The sequence below is a fragment of the Micromonospora inaquosa genome, assembly GCF_003857055.1.
Taxonomy (GTDB): domain Bacteria; phylum Actinomycetota; class Actinomycetes; order Mycobacteriales; family Micromonosporaceae; genus Micromonospora; species Micromonospora inaquosa.
The window spans coordinates 1-18947 of the sequence record NZ_QGSZ01000332.1; the positions used below are offsets into that span (position 1 = coordinate 1).

Annotated in this window: 19 protein-coding genes; 11 read left to right on the top strand and 8 right to left on the bottom strand. The window is 69.7% G+C overall.

Going from position 1 to position 18947, the window contains the following annotated elements; all coding sequences use genetic code 11:
• Positions 1–282 precede the first annotated feature (282 nt).
• Complete coding sequence (locus DLJ59_RS30270) at positions 283–1428, bottom strand: S8 family serine peptidase (protein WP_244236307.1); 1146 nt, start codon at positions 1426–1428, stop codon at positions 283–285.
• Between the two features lie 891 nt (positions 1429–2319).
• Here DLJ59_RS30270 and DLJ59_RS38150 point away from each other — a divergent pair.
• Complete coding sequence (locus DLJ59_RS38150) at positions 2320–2529, top strand: hypothetical protein (protein WP_158630927.1); 210 nt, start codon at positions 2320–2322, stop codon at positions 2527–2529.
• Between the two features lie 292 nt (positions 2530–2821).
• Here the strand turns inward: DLJ59_RS38150 and DLJ59_RS30280 are convergent, their stop codons facing one another.
• Positions 2822–3280 carry a hypothetical protein gene (locus tag DLJ59_RS30280; protein ID WP_124776948.1) on the bottom strand — a complete coding sequence of 153 codons (459 nt, stop codon included), beginning with the start codon at positions 3278–3280 and terminating at the stop codon, positions 2822–2824.
• 91 nt (positions 3281–3371) lie between these two features.
• Entirely contained in the window at positions 3372–3566 is a 195-nt protein-coding gene (locus tag DLJ59_RS30285; RefSeq protein WP_124776950.1) for an acyl-CoA carboxylase epsilon subunit, read from the bottom strand.
• Positions 3567–3656: 90 nt separating this feature from the next.
• Here DLJ59_RS30285 and DLJ59_RS30290 point away from each other — a divergent pair, with 90 nt between their 5' ends.
• The gene (locus DLJ59_RS30290) at positions 3657–5654 is read left to right on the top strand and encodes a serine/threonine-protein kinase (protein ID WP_124776952.1); all 1998 of its coding nucleotides are present in this window, start codon (positions 3657–3659) and stop codon (positions 5652–5654) included.
• Positions 5655–5719: 65 nt separating this feature from the next.
• Positions 5720–5947 (top strand): hypothetical protein, encoded by a 228-nt coding sequence (locus DLJ59_RS30295; protein ID WP_124776954.1) that lies wholly within the window; start codon positions 5720–5722, stop codon positions 5945–5947.
• Between the two features lie 84 nt (positions 5948–6031).
• Here the strand turns inward: DLJ59_RS30295 and DLJ59_RS30300 are convergent, their stop codons facing one another.
• A complete protein-coding gene (locus DLJ59_RS30300; protein ID WP_124776956.1) occupies positions 6032–6784 on the bottom strand; it encodes a GH25 family lysozyme in 753 nt (250 codons plus the stop codon).
• A gap of 281 nt (positions 6785–7065) precedes the next feature.
• Between DLJ59_RS30300 and DLJ59_RS30310 the strand changes: the two genes are divergently transcribed.
• From DLJ59_RS30310 to DLJ59_RS30325, 4 genes are all read left to right on the top strand, one after another.
• Positions 7066–7809: a M50 family metallopeptidase gene (locus DLJ59_RS30310; RefSeq protein WP_124776958.1), complete on the top strand. Its 744-nt coding sequence runs from the start codon at positions 7066–7068 to the stop codon at positions 7807–7809.
• Between the two features lie 77 nt (positions 7810–7886).
• Positions 7887–8870 (top strand): ketopantoate reductase family protein, encoded by a 984-nt coding sequence (locus DLJ59_RS30315; protein ID WP_124776960.1) that lies wholly within the window; start codon positions 7887–7889, stop codon positions 8868–8870.
• A gap of 63 nt (positions 8871–8933) precedes the next feature.
• Positions 8934–9434, top strand: a complete 501-nt coding sequence (locus tag DLJ59_RS30320; protein ID WP_124776962.1) for a SigE family RNA polymerase sigma factor — start codon at positions 8934–8936, stop codon at positions 9432–9434.
• A complete protein-coding gene (locus tag DLJ59_RS30325) occupies positions 9427–10287 on the top strand; it encodes a hypothetical protein (protein WP_124776964.1) in 861 nt (286 codons plus the stop codon). Before DLJ59_RS30320 ends, DLJ59_RS30325 begins: the two co-directional genes overlap by 8 nt.
• A gap of 40 nt (positions 10288–10327) precedes the next feature.
• Here DLJ59_RS30325 and DLJ59_RS30330 read toward each other — a convergent pair whose 3' ends face one another.
• Entirely contained in the window at positions 10328–11911 is a 1584-nt protein-coding gene (locus DLJ59_RS30330) for an acyl-CoA carboxylase subunit beta (RefSeq protein ID WP_124776966.1), read from the bottom strand.
• Positions 11912–11995: 84 nt separating this feature from the next.
• Between DLJ59_RS30330 and DLJ59_RS30335 the strand changes: the two genes are divergently transcribed.
• Together DLJ59_RS30335 and DLJ59_RS30340 are read left to right on the top strand one after the other, a co-directional pair.
• Positions 11996–12871, top strand: coding sequence for a biotin--[acetyl-CoA-carboxylase] ligase (locus DLJ59_RS30335; protein WP_124776968.1), 876 nt, complete (start codon positions 11996–11998; stop codon positions 12869–12871).
• Between the two features lie 106 nt (positions 12872–12977).
• Positions 12978–13550 carry a PH domain-containing protein gene (locus DLJ59_RS30340; RefSeq protein ID WP_124776970.1) on the top strand — a complete coding sequence of 191 codons (573 nt, stop codon included), beginning with the start codon at positions 12978–12980 and terminating at the stop codon, positions 13548–13550.
• A 45-nt stretch (positions 13551–13595) separates the two neighbouring features.
• Here DLJ59_RS30340 and DLJ59_RS30345 read toward each other — a convergent pair whose 3' ends face one another.
• From DLJ59_RS30345 to DLJ59_RS38360, 3 genes are all read right to left on the bottom strand, one after another.
• On the bottom strand, positions 13596–14327 hold the full coding sequence (locus DLJ59_RS30345; RefSeq protein WP_124776972.1) for a MaoC/PaaZ C-terminal domain-containing protein: 732 nt from the start codon (positions 14325–14327) through the stop codon (positions 13596–13598).
• A complete protein-coding gene (locus tag DLJ59_RS30350) occupies positions 14324–15031 on the bottom strand; it encodes a GtrA family protein (protein WP_124776974.1) in 708 nt (235 codons plus the stop codon). The genes DLJ59_RS30345 and DLJ59_RS30350 overlap by 4 nt, the downstream gene beginning before the upstream one ends.
• Before the next feature lie 63 nt (positions 15032–15094).
• Entirely contained in the window at positions 15095–15631 is a 537-nt protein-coding gene (locus DLJ59_RS38360) for a GtrA family protein (protein ID WP_124776984.1), read from the bottom strand.
• 440 nt (positions 15632–16071) lie between these two features.
• Here DLJ59_RS38360 and DLJ59_RS30360 point away from each other — a divergent pair, with 440 nt between their 5' ends.
• Together DLJ59_RS30360 and DLJ59_RS30365 are read left to right on the top strand one after the other, a co-directional pair.
• Entirely contained in the window at positions 16072–17916 is a 1845-nt protein-coding gene (locus tag DLJ59_RS30360; RefSeq protein WP_124776976.1) for a phosphoenolpyruvate carboxykinase (GTP), read from the top strand.
• A gap of 37 nt (positions 17917–17953) precedes the next feature.
• Complete coding sequence (locus tag DLJ59_RS30365) at positions 17954–18814, top strand: hypothetical protein (RefSeq protein ID WP_124776978.1); 861 nt, start codon at positions 17954–17956, stop codon at positions 18812–18814.
• Positions 18815–18947 lie beyond the last annotated feature (133 nt).

Sequence of the window (18947 nt, forward strand, 5' to 3'; positions counted from 1 at the left end):
CGGTGGTTTCGGTGGTCTCGGGGGCTCGGTGGGCTCGGTGGGCTCGTGGGCTCGGTGGTTACGGTGGCTCGGCCGCCGGGCGCCCTTGATCCACTCGCCTTTCAGGAAAACGCGGTATCCCCACGCCCCGGACACGGCGGTTTTCTGAAAGGCGAGTGGATCACCCCCAAACCGCCTCGTCCAGTGCGAAGACCGGCTCAACGCCGCCGATGTCGGGGTATCCCGCCGTCCCGGACACCCCGACATCATGAAACCCGAGTCGATCAGCGCTTCGTTGACCGATCAGCGACTGATTCTGGGCGGCGGATCATCACCATGCCGGCGGCGACGCGCTATCACGACCCATCCGACCCCGGCAGCCACGATCACCCCGAGGGTTGCCAGGCCGCGGGCGGTCGCGCCATCGCCATCGTCTCCCGGCTGAGCGACAGCCGTCGTGGTCGGGCCGGCATCGGCCGGAGCGCTCACCGATCCAAACCCCAGCGGCGGTACGTCTGCCGTCAGTGCCGCCACAAGATCAATCACGCCATACCCGTACTCGTCGTCACGCCCAGGAGGGCCCTTGTCGACGGCGGTAGCAGTAAGCCTGTGCGCGACCTCTCGCGCCGGCAGGTAGGGGTACTTCGACCTGATCAACGCAGCCGCACCCGCCACAATCGCCGTGGCGTCAGACGTTCCGGTGCCCTTGCGGTACTTTCCGTCGATGCTCGTGCTGTAGATGTCAACCGCAGGGGCAACCACGTCGATCTCCGGCCCAGTCACCGAGACGGCAGCGTGTATGCCCGTTTTGTCAACTCCCCCCACGGCTACGACGCCCTCTTCGGACGCAGGGTAACCAACCGCAGTGTCCGCTGGTCGATTACCTGCGGCGGCGACGACTACGACATTCGCGAGAAGGGCTTCGCTGATCGCACGACGTAAGGCTGGGCTGGAACCTCCAGCACTGGAAATGCTGATGACGGCAGCGCCATGGGAAATTGCATAATCGATTGCCTTGCCGATGTTGTCTGGGCTGCTCTGGTTGTCGGCCGTCGAGGAAATAATTGGTAATATCTTAGCTTTCGGTGCTATGCCGCGAGCTCCTCGGCCTCCCTCTTGGCCGTGGGCGGCGATAAGACCGGCCATTCCGGTGCCGTGGCTATTTCGATCGCTGTGGCCATCGCTGCTCTCTCCCTCGCCAGTAAGGTCAACGCCGCGAAGGAGATTGTCCCTTAGGTCTGTGTGCGGGTAGACGCCCGTGTCCGGAACAGCCACAGTTACACCCTCGCCCTGGCTGATTTTGTTGGCCTCTCCGGAGTTGAGAGTTGTTAAATGCCACTGGTCGGTACGGATACGGGTCGGATCATCGATAGACGGCACTATGGGCGGCCTCGCCGCGATAGGCCCGGAGGGTAGGGCGATAATCCCGACGAATATCAGGATCGCCAAGAAAGCGTGTATGGTCGACCTCGTCACCGGCCTATGCCGATTGCCGGTCCTGGGTCTATTGGCCCCTCGTCTTCGGGAGGGCGGACCACTGGGCTAACTCCCCGCGACGTTTCCCACGGATTATCCGGGTCCCAGCGATTAGGCTCGGTCCTATTGTCGTCGCTCCGCGTAGGGCGACCCGTTCCGCTCATCCCGGAATTCCAAGCCCCCGGCGCTCCGCCGATTGGAGGCATTCCGTGCGCACCAGAAAAGCCTCTACCGGCGGAAGGGCGGGATCCGGCTGCGCCGGTAGGGGCAGTTCCGGCCCCACCGCCACCAATCACGCCCCCTACAGGGTTCACTCGGCGTGGTGGAACGCTGTTGCTGTCGGGATGACGGGGTAGTGATCCGGGAACACTACCGATGAGCCCTCCCGGAGGCATCGGTCGCGTCAGATCCGGCCCGGGTCCCCGAAATGGGCCGTTCGAGCCATTTGGCCCAGGTCTCCCGACCGGTCCCACTGGTTGGTGGTTAATTGGCGGAGTGGTGGAAGTCGGCGGAGAAATTGGCGGTATCCCCGAGGGGAAGGAAGGGGGATTCGGTGCATTGGACGCAGGGCTAGGGTGCGCGATACTGGGTGGGTTTAACGGAGCCCCTGCCCCAGTCCCATTAAGAATGGGACCATTCCCAGTGGCTGCAGGGACTTGTGCGGCTGCGGTGTGCTGAGGGGTGAACGTGACCGGGGTTGCCTTTGGTGGCATAGGTGCTGGCAGGATCGGCGGAATGACGGGCGCTGTAGCGTTGCCGTACACATCCGGGTTCGATATGTCCTTGCCGGCCTGAGTAGGCGCCATAGGAGGTTTTTGGAGGGTTGCTTGGGCTTGTTGGAGCTCGCCGCTCAAGCTGAACATCATGGATCTGGCCTGCACGTTCAGCCGTTCCAGTTCCCCATCAGCAACTGGCGGCTCGGTGGCCCGGTTGCCCATCACCGCTTTCGGGTCGGCGATCATCGACTCGTACGCCTGCTTCTGTTGGTACTTGGTCGCGTACTCCTCGTGGATCTTGCGGAGTGCGGCCCGGGTGGTGCCGATGGCCTGGGTGACGGCGGAGAGTGCCGTGTAGTTCGCGGCGGCGGCGTCGTGGGTGCGCTGGACCTTGTCGATGAGTTCGTCGAGTTCGGCGAGGTACGTGCGGGAGGCGGCGCTGGTTTCGGGGGGCCATGCCTCGGCGAGGCCGCGTCGGTACTGCTGGAGGCGGCCGAGGTGGGTTTGCGCCAGGTCGCAGACCTTGCGCCAGCCGGCGACCTGCTTCCAGTGGTTGGCGGTGTCGTGGTCGTGCAGGCAGGCCCACATGCTGTTGACGTCCATGAGTTGCCAGTCGGTGAGGCCGGAGGTGCGGCCGGTGCCCCGTTCGATCACGGCAGCACCACCGGCCCTTGGGCGTCGGGGCTGGTCGGGTCGGTCAGTGTCGGTGTTGGGCTGCCGGGGAGGACGCTGGCCGGGTTGGCGAGGGCTCGTTGCACGTCCACCACTCGGGCGGCCGTGAAGGCGTCGCTGTCGGCGTAGTGGGTGGCGACCTGGTCGGCGGCGGCGGCGAGGTGGCCGGTGGCACCTCGGACGGCGTACACCATGTCGGCGGTGGCCTGCTGCGTCTCGTGGTGCGCGTGCAGGAAGGTGACCAGCTCGATGAAGGCGTCGCAGGGGTTGGGCAGCTTCGCGGACATGTCTTCGGCGATGTACGACAGGTGCGGCGCGTAGTTGCTCTCGACCTCGGCGGCGAGTCGGTCGGCGAACTCTCTGAGCTGACTGATGTCGGCTTCAATGCCGCCGTAGCCGCGTAGCCAGGGTGCTGGCCGGTCCTCTTCGGGGATCATGGATCCTCCCTACCCGTAGCGGCACCGTTTCCCTGAGTGAGGTTAACGGCTCAACGCCACCCTGGCAGCCCCCGTACGGCAGGTCTCGGGGTCAGCGGGGCAGGCCGGCGGCGCGCCACCCACGGGAACTGCCCGGTCGGCCGCTGCGCGCCCAGGCGGACGCGGCCGCCGGCGCGGGTGCCGTGGCCGGGCGGGACCGGATGATGATCGCCCCCACCAGAGCGGCCAGCTCCTCGGCGGTGGGCACGCCGCGGACGACCCGGAACAGCGGCTCTTCGGCAGACATGCCGCCAGGGTACGCGGCCGGAAGTTCCGGGGAACGCACAGTGGCGTGCCGGCGGTGTGAGCGTCAGCGGGTCCGGGTACCGTCTCACCGATGTCGAACGCGCTTCCCCAACTCGTCGCTGACCGATACCGGCTTCTGTCGCCGCTCGGCCAGGGTGGCATGGGCCGGGTGTGGAAGGCGCGCGACGAGGTGCTGCACCGGGACGTCGCCATCAAGGAGTTGGTGCCGCCGCCGGGTCTCACCGATGAGGAGCGCCGCGAGATGCGCGAGCGCTCGCTGCGGGAGGCGCGGGCCATCGCCCGGCTCAACCACGCGAACGTCGTCCGCATCTTCGACGTGCTGCGCACCGACGGTGATCCGTGGATCGTCATGGAGTACGTGGCGTCGAGGTCGTTGCAGGACACCCTCGCCGAGGACGGCCCGGTGTCGGTGGCCCGCACTGTGGAGATCGGCCTGGGTGTGCTGGGTGCGCTCAGCGCCGCGCACAAGGCGGGTGTCATGCACCGCGACGTGAAGCCCGGCAACGTGTTGCTCGGCGACGACGGCCGGGTGGTGCTGACCGATTTCGGGCTGGCCACGATCCCCGGCGACCCGAACGTGACCCGCACCGGCATGGTGCTCGGTTCGCCCGCGTACATCTCGCCGGAGCGGGCCCGGGACGGCACGGCCGGGCCTGAGGCCGACCTGTGGTCGTTGGGCGCGACGCTCTACGCGGCGGTCGAGGGCAAGTCGCCGTACGCCCGCCCGTCGGCGATCGGCACCCTGGCCGCGTTGGCCACCGAGCCGATTCCGCCGCCGAAGAACGCCGGCCCGCTGAAGGCCGTCCTGAACGGGCTGTTGCGCAAGGACCCGAACGAGCGGATCACCGCCGAGGTGGCGGAGCGGTTGCTGCGCCGCGCCGGGGGCAAGCGGTCGCGTGGCATCTCACTGCTTGATGGCGTACGCCGGCCGGGGCCGAACGGTCCGCGCGAGCCGCGTCCGCCGCACGTGCCGGCGCCGCGACCCGCCGAGAGTGTCGACCGGCCGGTGTCGCCGCCGCCGGCCGCCGCCGCGACCACCTCCGCTGCTGCCGCTGCGACGCCGGCCGCCGATGCCACGCCGACGGCCGTCGTTTCCTCCGGTGCGGCAGCCGACCCGACCGCACTGGTGCCAGCCGAGTCGCCCGCGGCCCCGGCCGAGCCGACCGCCACGATCGACCGCCCGACCGAGGCCGAGCCGACCGCGAAGGTCACGGCCGCGCCCGACACGAGCGACGATGGTACGACGAACGTCGACGACGAGCCGACGGTCGTCGATGGTCCGCCGGTGGCCCCGGAGCAGCGCAAGCCGACCACGCCGACGTCGCTCATGCCGCCGGTGGGTCCGGCCGGCCGGGCGGCGGTGCCGCTCTCGGATGGCGCGAAGCCCAACAACACCCGACGTAACCTGCTGATCGGTGCGCTGGTCGTGCTGCTGCTGATCGGCCTGGCGGTGGTCGTGCCGATGCTGACCAGCGGCGACGGCGACAAGACCCCGCAGGCCGACCCGACCGGTGCTGCCGCGACCTCGGCGCCCGCGCCGACCTCCGCTGCCGCGCCACCGCCGCCCAACCCCGGTGCGTCGAGCCCGACGGCCTCGGCCACCCCCTCGGTGGACCCGAACGCGCTGCCGGCGGGCTGGAAACTGCACAAGGATCCGGCCGGCTTCGCCCTGCCTTTGCCCGATGGCTGGGTGCGACGCTCGGGCGGCAGCGACACTGTCGTCTTCGACCAGTCCAACGGGCCGGGTGAGCTGCTCGTGCAGTGGACTCCGAACCCGAAGGACGACGCCTACGCCGACTGGAAGAGGATCGAGGGCGGCCGCAAGAACGAAGTCAAGAACTATCAGTACCTAGACATCGTGCGCTGCGACTTCTGGAAGACCTGTGCGGACTGGGAGTGGCTGGAGACCCGGGACGGGCAGCGGATCCACGTCCGTAACCGCGGGTTCGTGACGGCCAGCAACCGCGGTTACGCCCTGCGCTGGGAGATCGCCCAGAAGGACTGGCAGGCCAACCTGCCGAACTTCGACCGGATCGCCAAGGGTTTCGTGCCCGACCGTCAGGACTGAAACTCATTCGCATGACCTTCCGTCGTCCGGGGTAATTGACCTTCGACGACGGAAGGAGGCACGACATGGGTTACCGACGGAGGGACACTCGGCCCCGGCTGGCACTGTGGATGCTCGTGGCGCTCGGCGACGCGATTCTGCTGCTGGTCAGCGCGGGGGTTTCGGTACTCGTCGCACTGCTCGGCGTCGTGATCGTTGCCGGCCTCGGGGTGGTTGCCTGGCGGTTGACCCGCCGGGGAGTGCTGGCTCGCGAGGATGCTGTGGCGCCGGCCCTGAGCCGGCGGCGGGCCTGACCCGTACCCGGTGTTGTGTGGCGGCAGCCGGACCGATTGTCGACCGTGTGGTGACCGTCGATCCCGCTGCCGCCAACGGCCCGGTCAGGTGTTGTTGGCCAATGCGATCAGGCGGCTACGGTCGCCGTTCCAGTAGTTGCGGTCCACGTTGCCGCTGATTCCGGAGACCGCGCCGGTGCTGGTGTACTGCCAGAAGCTCCACACCGACGCGCCGGCCGGCAGGGCGCCCGGAGTGCTCGACCAGCGGGCCAGCCAGAGCGGGTGGTTCGCCCACGGGCCGGTCCAGCTGCCGGTGCACTGGTTCCACCAGCTCGTGGTGGTGTAGATGACCGCGTACCGGCCGGTGCGGGAGCGGTAGGTGTTCAGGAAGTCCTGCACCCAGTTGCGCATCCCGGTCGTGCTGAGCCCGTAGCAGTAGCCGCCGCTGTACGGGTTGCCCTCGATGTCCAGCGCGGCCGGCAGGGTGCGGCTGTCCGCGGACCAGGCGCCGCCGTTGGAGGCCAGGTAGTTGGCCTGGGTGGAGCCGGCGGAGATGTTCGGGCGGGCGAAGTGGTACGCCCCGCGGATCACCCCGGCGTTGTACGCGTTGACGTAGTTGGCGTTGAAGTTCGGGTCCTTGTAGCTGGTGCCCTCGGTCGCCTTGATGAAGGCGAACTGGATGCCCGCGTTGCGGACGCTGGTCCAGTTGATGGTGCCCTGGTAGCGGGACACGTCGATGCCGGGTGTGGTGGCTGCGGCCGCCGGTCCGGCGGTCGCGACCAGGGCCGCCGCCGCGGTGGCGAGGACGGTGAGGCCGGCCGCGAGCGCGCGGCGCAGCGAGGATTGAGTACGGGCCATGAGTGCCTCCAAGGACGTCGCTCTATCGACATCCATCTTTGGAGGTAAGTGCCCTAGATCGCAAGAGTGACTGAAAAAAGCTTCATTGAAGGGTCATGAAGGCCCGGTGGCCGGGGCGCGACGGGTTCAGCGGAGCGTGGTCGGATCGAGCTGCCAGCGGAACGGCTCGACGAAACTCAGCGTCTCGCCGGGTTTGGCCACCTGGTCCTCGACCAGTCTCACAGGATACGGAGCCGGTGCCTCGGGAGTGACACGGAACGCCGCCGGTAGGCTCGCGCCCCATGATGTCGATCGACGGGCTGAGCGACCTGTGGGACACGCTGTTCGGCGCGCAGCCGGACCCGCCCGCGCTGCTGGTGCTGATCACCGGGGCCGTCGCGCTGGTGGTGGTCTCCACCCGGCTGCCGTGGCGGATCGCCCGTAACGCCATCACCATCGCGCACGAGGGTGGGCATGCCCTGGTCGCCCTGCTCACCGGCCGCAAGCTGCGCGGCATCCGGCTGCACTCGGACACGTCCGGGCTGACGCTCTCCGCCGGCCGCCCCACCGGACCGGGCATGATCCTCACCCTGCTCGCCGGGTACGTCGCACCGCCGCTGGTCGGGCTGGCCGGCGCCTGGCTGCTCGGCGGCAACCGGATCACCCTGCTGCTCTGGGTGGCGGTGGCGCTGCTGCTGGCCATGCTCGTCATGATCCGTAATGCCTTCGGCGTGGTGTCGTTGCTGGTCACCGGCGCGCTGGTGTTCGCCGTCTCGTGGTACGCGACGCCGCAGGTCCAGGCCGCGTTCGCGTACGCCGGGGTGTGGTTTCTGCTGCTCGGCGGGGTGCGGCCGGTGGTGGAGTTGCAACGGCTGCGCTCGCGTGGCCGGATGCCCGCCTCCGACGCCGACCAACTCGCTGGCCTGACCCCGTTCCCGGCGTTCTTCTGGGTGAGCGTCTTCGCCCTGGTCAACCTGGCCGCGCTGATCGCCGGCGCGCTCCTGCTCGCCGGCCCGTTCCTCACCGACGCCGGCCTGACCGGCTGACCGACGGGCGAAAACCGCACGGGCGCACGGGCGGACGGCGCACGGGCTGGAGAGGCACGGGCGGGCAGAATGAGGCCATGCGATACGTGATCATCGGGGCGGGTGCGGTCGGCGGGACCATCGGCGTACGGCTGGCCCAGGCCGACCGGGACGTGACAGTGGTGGCCCGCGGCGCCCACCTGGACGCGATCCGCGCGCGGGGTCTGACCCTGCGGCAGCCCGACGGTGCTCTCACCGCCCGGCTCGCGGCGGTGGACCGGCCCGGTGACCAGCCGCTGCCAGCGGACACCGTGCTGATCCTCACCGTGAAGTCGCAGGACACTCCTGGCGCGTTGGCCACCTGGGTGGACGCGCCGGTGGTTGGCGGCGGCACAGCGGGCGAACGTCTGCCGCTGGTGACCGCGCAGAACGGGGTGGCCAACGAGCGGGCCGCGCTGCGACTCTTCGCCGACGTGCACCCGGTCTGCGTCTGGCTGCCGGCCACCCACCTGGACCCGGGCGTGGTGGTCGCCAACGGGCACCCGCACCCCGGGATGCTCCACATCGGCCGGTACCCCGGAGGTGCCGACGACACCGACCGAGTGATCGCCGCTGACCTGGCCGCCGCCGGCTTCGTCGCCCCGGTCCGCACCGACGTGCTGCGCTGGAAGTACGGCAAGCTGCTCAGCAACCTCGGCAACGGCCTACAGGCGCTGCTCGGCCGGGACATCCCGGATGCGCTGGCCGAGCGGGTACGCGCCGAGGGCGTCGCCGCGCTGGCCGCCGCCGGCATCGCCCACACCTCGCCGCAGGAGGAGAAGGCCGAACGGGGCGACCTGGTCGGGCAGCGCCCGGTCGACGGTGAGACCCGCTCCGGTGGCTCCACCTGGCAGAGCCTGGCCCGGGGCACCGGCTCGACCGAGGTCGACCACCTCAACGGGGAGGTCGCGCTGCTCGGCCGGCTGCACGGCGTACCAACGCCGGCCAACGTCGCCGTGCAACGGGCCGTACGCCGGGCGGTCCGGGAGCGGATCGCGGCCGGCGCGTTCCCGCTCGCCGAGTTGGAGAAGATGATCGCCTGACCCGGGCAACCGACCGCCCCGCCCGGTGCGTGTTCCCAACGACCGACACGGGGAGGTAGCGGGGTGCCGGACGTCGACGGGTTCGACGAGTTCTACCGGGGGAGTCGACAACGACTCCTCGGGTTCGTCTACGCCCTCACCGGCGATCGGGGCGAGGCGCAGGACGCCGTACAGGAGGCGTACGTCCGGGCGTGGCAGCGCTGGTCGACGGTCAGCGCGTACGACGACCCGGAGGCGTGGGTGCGGGTGGTGGCCAGCCGGATCGCCGTCAGCCGGTGGCGCAGCCTGCGTAGCCGGGCCCGCGCCTACCTGCGACACGGGGCCACCGAGACCGTTCCCGGGCCGGGCCCCGACACCGTCGCGGTGGTCGCCGCCCTGCGCCGCCTGCCCGAGGAGCAACGCGTCGCCATCGCCCTCTACTACCTGATGGGTATGCCGGTCGCCGAGGTCGCCCGGGAGACCGCGGCCCCGGTGGGCACCGTCAAGGCCCGACTCTCCCGGGGGCGCACCGCGCTCGCCGGCCTGCTCGCCGTCTCTGACCTGGAGGAGGCTACCGATGGGTGACGACCCGACGCTCGTCGAACAGATTCAGCGCGACCTGCAGGACGTGCGCTGGCTCGGCCCGGGGGAGATCCGCTCCCGGGCCCGTCGCCGCAGCCAGCGCAAGATCGTGGTGGCGACCGTCGTGCTGGCCCTCGCCGGGGTATCCGCCGTGGCGGTCGCCGCGCCGAGGACGTCTCCGCCGCCGGGCCTGCCGGCCGCCGTGCCCTCAGCCGCACCGATCCGGCACGAGATCACCACCGACGCCCTGTTGCAGCCAGCCGACCTGTCGCAACAGGTCGACGTGCAGCTCAGCCAATCAGGGCTGGGTGAGCCGGTCCTGCTGGATCACCTGCTCGCCGCTTGCCGCACGAGCCAGGGGCGCTCGGCTGGCTGGCAGATGTCGATCCTGTCCCGTTCGCAGACCCTGGTGCCGAAGCGCGCTCCGGCGATCCTCACCGAGTCGGATGGTCTGGTCACGCAGGACCTTTACCGGCTGGTGCCAGAGGCGGCCACCCAGCTGCTCGCCACGATGGACGACCTGGTCGCCCCGTGCGCCGAGTGGAACAGCGTCGGCGAGTACAAGGTCGGGGACGCGACGGGCACCGGGTCGGCGCTGCACCGCTGGACGGTGACCCGGCGCGATTTCGCCGGCGACGGGGCAGCGCTGCTGCGGCACACCGGTTCGCAGCCCGTCGACCAGAGAACGGGCCGACCGATCGCCGCGTCGCCCAGGGCGACCAGCACCGCCGTGGTCCGGGTGGGTGACCTGATCACGGTGCTCAGTCTGGGGCAGACCGGTACCGAGCCGGCGTTGCTCCGCCTGGCGGCTGTCGCCGCCCGCCGGATGTGCGCCGCCGCCAACCCGACCTGCTGACCCTCGCTGGGCAGGGGATCAAGCGGGCGTGAGCCGAGGATCAGAGCGGGATGTTGCCGTGCTTCTTGGGCGGCAGGGTCTCCCGCTTGGTACGCAGGACGCGCAGCGCCCGGACGATCTGGGTACGCGTCTCGTGCGGCGCGATCACCGAGTCGATGTACCCACGCTCGGCCGCCACGTACGGGTTCGCCAGGGTGTCCTCGTACTCGGCGATCTTCTCGGCCCGGACCGCCGCCGGGTCCTCGGCGCCGGCCAGCTCGGAGCGGTAGAGGATGTTCACCGCGCCCTGTGCCCCCATCACCGCGATCTGCGCGGTCGGCCAGGCGAAGTTGAGGTCCGCGCCGAGGTGCTTGGAGCCCATCACGTCGTACGCCCCGCCGTACGCCTTGCGGGTGATCACGGTGACCTTGGGGACGGTGGCCTCGGCGTACGCGTAGATGAGTTTGGCGCCCCGGCGGATGATGCCGTCCCACTCCTGACCGGTGCCGGGCAGGAAGCCGGGCACGTCCACGAAGGTCAGCACCGGAATGTTGAACGCGTCGCAGGTGCGTACGAACCGGGCGGCCTTCTCCGAGGCGGCGATGTCCAGGGTGCCGGCGAAGTGCATCGGCTGGTTGGCGACGACACCGACCGGTCGCCCCTCGACCCGGCCGTAGCCGACCACGATGTTCTGCGCGTAGAGCGGCTGGACCTCCAGGAACTCCCCGTCGTCGAGGATGTGTTCGAGGACGGTGTGCATGTCGTACGGCTGGTTGGCCGAGTCCGGGATCAGGGTGTCCAGCTCGCGGTCCTCGTCGCTGACCTCAAGCGGGGCGGGGGCCTCGACCACGACCGGCTCGTCGAGATTGTTCGACGGCAGGTACGACAGCAGCGCCTTCACGTAGTCGACCGCGTCCTCCTCGTCGCTGGCGAGGTAGTGCGCGTTGCCGCTGCGGGAGTTGTGCGTACGCGCGCCGCCCAGCTCCTCCATGCCGACGTCCTCGCCGGTCACCGTTTTGATCACGTCTGGGCCGGTGATGAACATGTGCGAGGTCTGGTCGACCATGACGGTGAAGTCGGTGACCGCCGGGGAGTAGACAGCGCCGCCGGCGCAGGGTCCCATCACCAGCGAGATCTGTGGGATGACGCCGGAGGCCCGGACGTTGCGGAAGAAGATCTCACCGTAGAGGCCGAGCGAGACGACGCCCTCCTGGATGCGCGCGCCGCCGGAGTCGTTGATGCCGACCACCGGGCAGCCGATCTTCATGGCCAGGTCCATCACCTTGACGATCTTCTGGCCGAAGACCTCGCCGAGTGAGCCACCGAAGACCGTGAAGTCCTGCGCGAAGACACACACCTGCCGGCCGTCGACGGTGCCGTAGCCGGTGACCACACCGTCGCCGTAGGGGCGGTTCTTCTCCAGCCCGAAGGCCGTGGACCGGTGCCGGGCCAGTTCGTCGAGTTCGACGAAGGAGCCCTCGTCGAGCAGCATCGCGATCCGCTCGCGGGCGGTCTTCTTGCCACGCGCGTGCTGCTTCTCCACGGCGCGGGCCGACCCGGCGTGCACCGCCTCGTCGACCCGGCGCTCCAGGTCCGCCAGCTTGCCCGCGGTGCTGTGCATGTTGGTCCCGGTCTCGGTAGTCACCCAGGGAATATAACGATGGTTCAGGTGGGTGCCCGTGTGCAGTACGCCTCAGTGTCGACCAGCGCACCGCCGTAGGCTGGCGGAATGCCCGGCTCTCCGTACACCGATCTGGACCGGCCGCCGCTGTCGGCGGCCCGGCTGCGCCGCGCGTTGGTCGCGCCGAACGGGCCGTGGGCCCGGCTGGAGTTGCGCGCCGAGACCGGCTCCACCAACGCCGACGTGACCGAGGCCGCCCGGGCCGACGAGCCCGAGGGTCTGGTCGTGGTGGCCGAGCGGCAGACCGCGGGGCGTGGCCGGCGTGGTCGGGTCTGGCAGTCGCCGGCCCGGGCCGGCATCGCGACGAGCGTGCTGCTGCGGCCCGGCGAGGCCGTGCCGGACCGCGGTTGGCTGCCGGCGGCACCCACGGGGTACGGGTGGCTGCCGTTGCTGGCCGGCGTGGCGCTGGTCGAGGCGGTGGCCCGGCTGGCCGAGCTGGAGGCCACCTTGAAGTGGCCGAACGACCTGCTGATCGACGACGCGAAGTGCGCGGGCGTGCTGGCCGAGGCGGTGCCCGGACGTTCGCCGGAGCAACCGCCGGCCATCGTGCTGGGCATCGGACTCAACGTGACGCTGCGCGCCGACGAGCTGCCGGTGAATCCGACCGGGCTGCCGGCCACCTCGCTCCAGTTGGCCGGCGCGACGGCCACCGACCGGGATCCGTTGCTGCGGGCGCTGCTGCGGGCGGTCGCCGACTGGTACGACCGTTGGCGTTCGGCGGGCGGCGACGCGGTGGCCAGCGGCCTGCGTGACGCCTACCTGGCGGCCTGCGCGACGGTCGGCCGCGAGGTACGCGTCCTGCTCCCCAACGGCGACTCCCTGACCGGCACCGCCACCGGGGTGGACCCCGACGGCCAACTGGTGGTCACCACCCCCACCGGTGCCCGAACCCTGGCTGCCGGCGACGTCCTGCACCTCCGCTGACCACGGGCAAGATCACGGGGAACGGTTGGGGCCGCGTGGCGGATGTTGTGGTGGGGCTTGGGGGGTTTACCGTCTGCGCGTCTAGAAAATCGCGTTGGAGGTTCCCGTGGCGTTTCCTGAAGACGTGCTCACCGAGGACGAGCACGTCGTGCTGCACCTGCACCCGCACTGGAAGGCGTTGATCCGGCCGATCGCGGTGCTGGTGCTGGCCATCGCCGCGGTGGTGGTCGGCGTGCTCCTGCTGCCCGAGAGTGGCGGCGGTTCGATCGCGCTGGCCGTGATCGGGGCGATCGCCCTGGTCGCGGTGCTCTGGCTCGGTCTGTGGCCGTTCCTGGTCTGGCGCACCACTCACTACCTGTTCACGAACGAGCGAGTCCTGCTCCAGCAGGGTGTCTTCTCCCGGGACCGGCGGGACCTTCCGCTCGCCCGGGTCAACGACCACTCGATGAACCAGCGTTTCATCGAGCGTCTGCTCGGCTGCGGGACGCTCACCATCGAGTCGGCGGGTGAGCGCGGCCAGTCGGTGCTCTCCGACGTGCCGGATGTCGGAAAGGTGCAGACCACCCTGTACGAGTTGGTCGAGGCACAGCACGACAAGCACTCGCTGGGCGATGGCGAGATGCGCGACATGCTCGCCGACATGCAGGACGGCAAGTCGCTGCGCGACACCACGACCTGAACCGGCCGGTTGAGACCCGCCTCCTGCCGCAGTGTCGGGGGCGGGTCAGTCGTGTCGCTGAGGCTCGGTTGAGCCGCTGATCTCCGTCGGGTCGCCGTCGGGCGACCCGGCGGCGGCCGGGTCCGCTGCGATCGGGTCGCTGGCGGGCCGGTCAGCGCTGGGCTGGTCAGCGTCGGGCCGGTCAGTTTCGGGCCGGTCAGTCTCGGACTGGTCAGTTTCGGGCCGGTCAGCGTCGGTCGGCGCGGCTTCGACGGCTCCGGCGTCGGCGGGGTCGACCTCGACCGGCCGGACGGCGAACCAGCCACGGAAGCGGGTCCGCAGCACCTCCTGCTCGGGTCGGTCGTCCGGGCCGAGGCGCAGCATGGTGCCGGTGAGACTGACGGTGCCGAGCCCGGGGCGGGCGGTCGACGGTCGGGCGCCCATCACGTCGACCCGGACCGCGAGCCGGTCGCCGGCCCGCACGGGGGCGAGCCAGCGCAGCTCCTCCAGGCCGGGGGACGCGTCCGCGGCGGCCCGGGACAGCAGGTGGTCGACGTAGGCGCGCATGAACAGGCTGACCGTGTAGAAGCCGCTGGCGATCAGACCGCCGTGCCGGCTCTCCGCGGCCAGGTCGGGGTCGACGTGGTACCACTGCGGGTCGAAGCGCCGGGCGAAGGCGACCATCTCGTTGGCGTCCACGGTGACCACGCCGAGGTCGACGGTGAGCCCCGGGACGAGATCCTCGAAGAACAACTCGGCTGGCCGTCCCGTGCCGGAACGGGCGTCGGGTGTCGTCACCGGCGGGGCGCGCGGCGGGTGCCGACGTGCAGCTCCGCGGCGAGTTCCGCGTCCAGGTCGGCGGCGGGGCTGACGCTCAGCTGCGGGGGCCGGCCCTGCGTGGGTGTGCCGGGCGGGTAGTCGGCGCGCTGCGCGGGCTCCGACTCCTCCAGCTCGGACACGGATTCCGCCAACTCGGCGACCGGGTCCATCTCCGCCATGGTGTCCCACTCGTCGCGGGGGATGCTGTGCCAGGTGGACTCGGGCTTCGCAGCCTCATCAGTGGCCGGTGCGACCGGTTGGAAGACGAAGGTCCGGTAGGACCAGAACCGGAACAGCGTGGCCAGCATGACGCCGACGGTCTTGGCCACATTCAGCGCCAGCAGGCCGTGTACGCCGAGGCCGTACTTGGCCGCCGCCACGGCGCCCAGCTCGATGAGCAGGCCAGCGCCGTTGAACAGGAAGAAAAGGAGATACTCCCGGCGAAGCGCCGATTTCGGACGGTCGCGGTACGTCCAGTGCCGATTCATGAGGTACGACGTGATGGTGGCGACGATGGTCGCGATCACGGTCGCCTTCAACTGACCATTGACGAAAACGGTCAGTGCGAGGGCATTGAACACCGCGTAATTGATGACGGTGTTGATGCCGCCAACGATGCCGAACTTGAGCGCCTCGTGGATGAACTTCTGCCAGCGCTCAGGCAGCAGGCGGACAAGACGCATGCGAAACACCTTAGGGCAGTCGGGGTGGCCGGCGATCACCGGCCGAACGAGATGGGCGGCAGGTCACGCCCCGTGATCACGGTCGGGATTCACCTGCGGAAGGGTCGGGGTTCCCGCTTCGACGAAGACGAACCGCCGGTACGACCAGAATCGGAACAGCGTGGCGAGCCCGGTGCCGACGATGTAGCTGGCGAGGTTGTCGGCCAGGCGGGTCTGGAACACGGCCGGCCAGATGGCTCCGAGCCCGTAACGGCTGAGCGCCAGGCAGGCGACCGTGATGCCGAGGCCGACGGCGTTGAAGAAGAAGAAGAGCGCGTACTCGCGGGCCGCGTTGTTGCGCTGGCGGTGCCGCCAGGTCCAGAACCGGTTGCCCACGAAGGCGACGGTGGCCGCGATCACCGTGGAGATCGTCTTCGCCGTCAGCTCCTCGACGCCGTGCTTGCTCGTCAGGTAGTTGAAGAGCGCGAAGTCGATGAGGAAGGCGAAACCACCCACGGTGGCGAACTTGCTCATCTCGCGCAGGAGATGACCGAAGCGGTCGAGCAGCATGCCGACGAGACCCCGTCGGGTCTGCCGGGAACCCGGTTGTTCCCCGGTCATCGTGGCGGCCACGGAGGGAGCCTACCGGCTGCTGGCCAGTCAGAGGGGTAGCAACGGCGAGCGGGCGCGGTGTCCCGGAGGGGCCCAGCGTCGCGTGCGTAGCCGCTGCACAGAGCGTAGCCAATTGGGAGGACTGAGCCGCACCGGAACGGGAATCCCCGCACCGGTCGGCGGGGCAGGTCCACGGCCCGACCGCAACAAGCTTCCGCCGGGGTGCAGAACAAGATTTGCGTGAAACTGCGCGGGAAAGCGGGTATCAGCTCGTGATGCCGCAGCGAGGCCGTAGCTTGTGCAGTTCTTCACAACCTGTCCCACTGACTCGGAAGGCTGCCCGGTTTACGCTGAGGCCAATCCCAGGTTTCCACGAAGGCGGACGCTTCGCGCCGCCGAGTCTCGTGCATCCCATAGATCGGTCAGCGTCGACCACAAGGAGATGTGACATGGTTGCTCCGGCTGTTGTGCGGGGAATTGATCAGGCCCCGACTTCCCATCCGAAACTGCTCGCCTGGGTCCGTGAGGTGGCGGAACTGACCACCCCCGACCGTGTCGTCTGGGTGGACGGGTCCGACGAGGAGTGGCGCCGCCTCACCGATGAGCTGGTCGAGGCCGGAACCCTGATCCGGCTCAACCCGGAGAAGAAGCCCAACTCGTTCTACGCGCGCACCGACCCGACGGACGTCGCCCGGGTCGAGGAGCGCACCTACATCTGTTCCGTCGACGAGGCGGATGCCGGGCCCACCAACAACTGGATGGCGCCGGCCGAGATGAAGCGGACGATGACGGATTTGTACCGGGGCTCCATGCGCGGTCGCACCATGTACGTCATCCCGTTCGTCATGGGCCCGGTCGAGGCCGAATCCCCGATGTTCGGTGTCGAGATCACCGACAGCCCGTACGTGGTCGCGTCGATGCGGATCATGACGCGGATGGGCACCCGGGTCCTTGAGGCCATGGGCGACAAGGCGGACTTCGTGCACGCGCTGCACTCGATCGGCGCGCCGCTCGCCCCCGGTCAGCAGGATGTCGCCTGGCCCTGCAACGACACCAAGTACATCTCGCACTTCCCGGAGACCCGGGAGATCTGGTCGTACGGCTCGGGTTACGGCGGCAACTCGCTGCTGGGCAAGAAGTGCTACTCGTTGCGGATCGCCAGCGTGATGGGCCGGGACGAGGGCTGGCTCGCCGAGCACATGCTGATCCTCAAGATCACCTCGCCGGAGGGCAAGGTCCACCACATCGCCGGCGCGTTCCCGTCGGCCTGCGGCAAGACCAACCTGGCCATGGTGGAGCCGACCATCCCCGGTTGGAAGGTCGAGACCATCGGCGACGACATCGCCTGGATGCGGTTCGGCCCGGACGGCCGCCTCTACGCGGTCAACCCCGAGTACGGCCTGTTCGGCGTCGCGCCCGGCACCGACTGGAAGACCAACGCCAACGCCATGCGCACCCTGGACCGGGGCAACTCCGTCTTCACCAACGTCGGCCTCACCGACGACGGGGACGTCTGGTGGGAGGGCATGGGTGAGCCGCCGGCACACCTGATCGACTGGAAGGGCAACGACTGGACGCCGGAGAGCGACAGCCTCTCCTCGCACGCGAACAGCCGGTTCTGCACCCCGATCACGCAGTGCCCGATCCTCGCCGACGAGTACTTCGACCCCAACGGCGTGCCGATCGACGCCATCCTCTTCGGTGGCCGCCGCAAGGACACCATCCCGCTGGTGACCGAGGCCCGCGACTGGGTGCACGGCGTCTACATGGGTGCCACGCTCTCCTCGGAGACCACCGCCGCCGCGTCCGGCGCCGTCGGTGTGGTCCGGCGCGACCCGATGGCGATGCTGCCGTTCATCGGCTACAACGCCGGGGACTACTTCCGGCACTGGATCGAGATGGGCAAGGGCGTCGACGGCGACGAGGCGAAGCTGCCGAAGATCTACTACGTCAACTGGTTCCGCAAGGACCCGGACGGTTCGTTCCTCTGGCCGGGCTTCGGCGAGAACTCCCGGGTGCTCAAGTGGGTCGTCGAGCGGATCGAGGGCACGGCCGAGGCGGTCGAGACCCCGGTCGGCATGGTCCCCGCGCCGGACGCCCTGGACGTCGAGGGCCTGGACATGACACCGGAGGACGTGCGGATCGCGCTGAAGGTCGACCCGGACGAGTGGCGCAACGAGCTTCCGATGATCACCGAGTGGTTCGAGAAGTTCGGTGACAAGTTGCCCGGCGTGCTCTGGGCCGAGTTGGACGCGCTGCGCGCGCGCCTCGACGCCGAGCAGCCACAGCGGTAGGTGTGAACGAGACCCTTCGCGGGCAACATCGGAGTTCATGAGGACGGCCGCCGAGACCCAGGTCCGGCGGCCGTCCGTCGTCCGGGTGCTCATCATCCTGCTGGCCACGACGGCGGCGGCCACCGTCGTGGTCGAGCTGCTCAATTGGTGGTACGCCCCGGAGCAGGGTTTCGGGCTGGCCGTCCGGACCGGCTGGGCCCTGCTGCGCTCGTTCGGCTTCCTACTGCTGATCGGGCACGTCCGACGGGGTCGGATGGTGGCCCGCCCGTTCGGGCTGATCCTCGCGGTCACCACGATCTTCGCGGTCGGTCGGCTCGTCGTGCCCCGGCAGGGGGTGCCGCCGCTACCCGGCCTGCTCGGCTTCGCGATCCTCACGGCGCTCTGTGTCACAGTGGTCTGGCTGCTCTACCGCTCGTCGGCGTTGGCCGGGCACCTGGTCCGGCACCGACCGCGCCTCGTCATCGACCGGGACGGCATCTCCTGGCGGGAGACTCCTCCACGTCGACCGCAGGCCAGCGCCTGGTTGTTGACCAGCCGGGTGGCTGCCTTCACCTACAGTCCGCTGATGCTGGTGCCGGCCCTGGTGGCCGGGGGTTCCATCCTGGATGGTCGACTGACCGCGGTGCCGGCCGTGCTGTTCTGGTTCTTCGCGGGCATCACGGCAAGCTACGCCGTGCTGTTCTGCACCGCGTTCCTGATGCGCGGCAAGGACTGGGCGCGTGGCCTGCTGGTCTTCGTCACGGTGGCCGTACTCGCCGTGGACCTGCCGCTGTGCTGGTGGCTGCTGGGCGTGGACGGCCTGGTCCGCGACGGCGCCCCACTGGTCGCCGCCGCCCTGCTGACCCTGTACGGCCTGCGCCGCGCCGGTCGCGTCGCCCGCGTCTCCGACGCCGCCTGACCCGAACCCCAACCCTGACCGCGGCGGGGCTCCGCACCGACGCCGCTGACTGCCGACCCGGCGGCCGACCACTGCCCGGCCCTGCCAACCCCCTCCCCGCCCGCCCCTCCTTTGCTCTGCACCCCAATAGGTG

Excerpts from the sequence above, each read along its gene's own strand:
- DLJ59_RS38150 (WP_158630927.1), top strand. The coding sequence starts at position 2,320 with ATGGATCTGGCCTGCACGTTCAGCCGTTCCAGTTCCCCATCAGCAACT.
- DLJ59_RS30280 (WP_124776948.1), bottom strand. The coding sequence starts at position 3,280 with ATGATCCCCGAAGAGGACCGGCCAGCACCCTGGCTACGCGGCTACGGC.
- DLJ59_RS30285 (WP_124776950.1), bottom strand. The coding sequence starts at position 3,566 with ATGTCTGCCGAAGAGCCGCTGTTCCGGGTCGTCCGCGGCGTGCCCACC.
- DLJ59_RS30290 (WP_124776952.1), top strand. The coding sequence starts at position 3,657 with ATGTCGAACGCGCTTCCCCAACTCGTCGCTGACCGATACCGGCTTCTG.
- DLJ59_RS30295 (WP_124776954.1), top strand. The coding sequence starts at position 5,720 with ATGGGTTACCGACGGAGGGACACTCGGCCCCGGCTGGCACTGTGGATG.
- DLJ59_RS30300 (WP_124776956.1), bottom strand. The coding sequence starts at position 6,784 with ATGGCCCGTACTCAATCCTCGCTGCGCCGCGCGCTCGCGGCCGGCCTC.
- DLJ59_RS30310 (WP_124776958.1), top strand. The coding sequence starts at position 7,066 with ATGATGTCGATCGACGGGCTGAGCGACCTGTGGGACACGCTGTTCGGC.
- DLJ59_RS30315 (WP_124776960.1), top strand. The coding sequence starts at position 7,887 with ATGCGATACGTGATCATCGGGGCGGGTGCGGTCGGCGGGACCATCGGC.
- DLJ59_RS30325 (WP_124776964.1), top strand. The coding sequence starts at position 9,427 with ATGGGTGACGACCCGACGCTCGTCGAACAGATTCAGCGCGACCTGCAG.
- DLJ59_RS30335 (WP_124776968.1), top strand. The coding sequence starts at position 11,996 with ATGCCCGGCTCTCCGTACACCGATCTGGACCGGCCGCCGCTGTCGGCG.
- DLJ59_RS30350 (WP_124776974.1), bottom strand. The coding sequence starts at position 15,031 with ATGCGTCTTGTCCGCCTGCTGCCTGAGCGCTGGCAGAAGTTCATCCAC.
- DLJ59_RS38360 (WP_124776984.1), bottom strand. The coding sequence starts at position 15,631 with ATGACCGGGGAACAACCGGGTTCCCGGCAGACCCGACGGGGTCTCGTC.
- DLJ59_RS30360 (WP_124776976.1), top strand. The coding sequence starts at position 16,072 with ATGGTTGCTCCGGCTGTTGTGCGGGGAATTGATCAGGCCCCGACTTCC.
- DLJ59_RS30365 (WP_124776978.1), top strand. The coding sequence starts at position 17,954 with ATGAGGACGGCCGCCGAGACCCAGGTCCGGCGGCCGTCCGTCGTCCGG.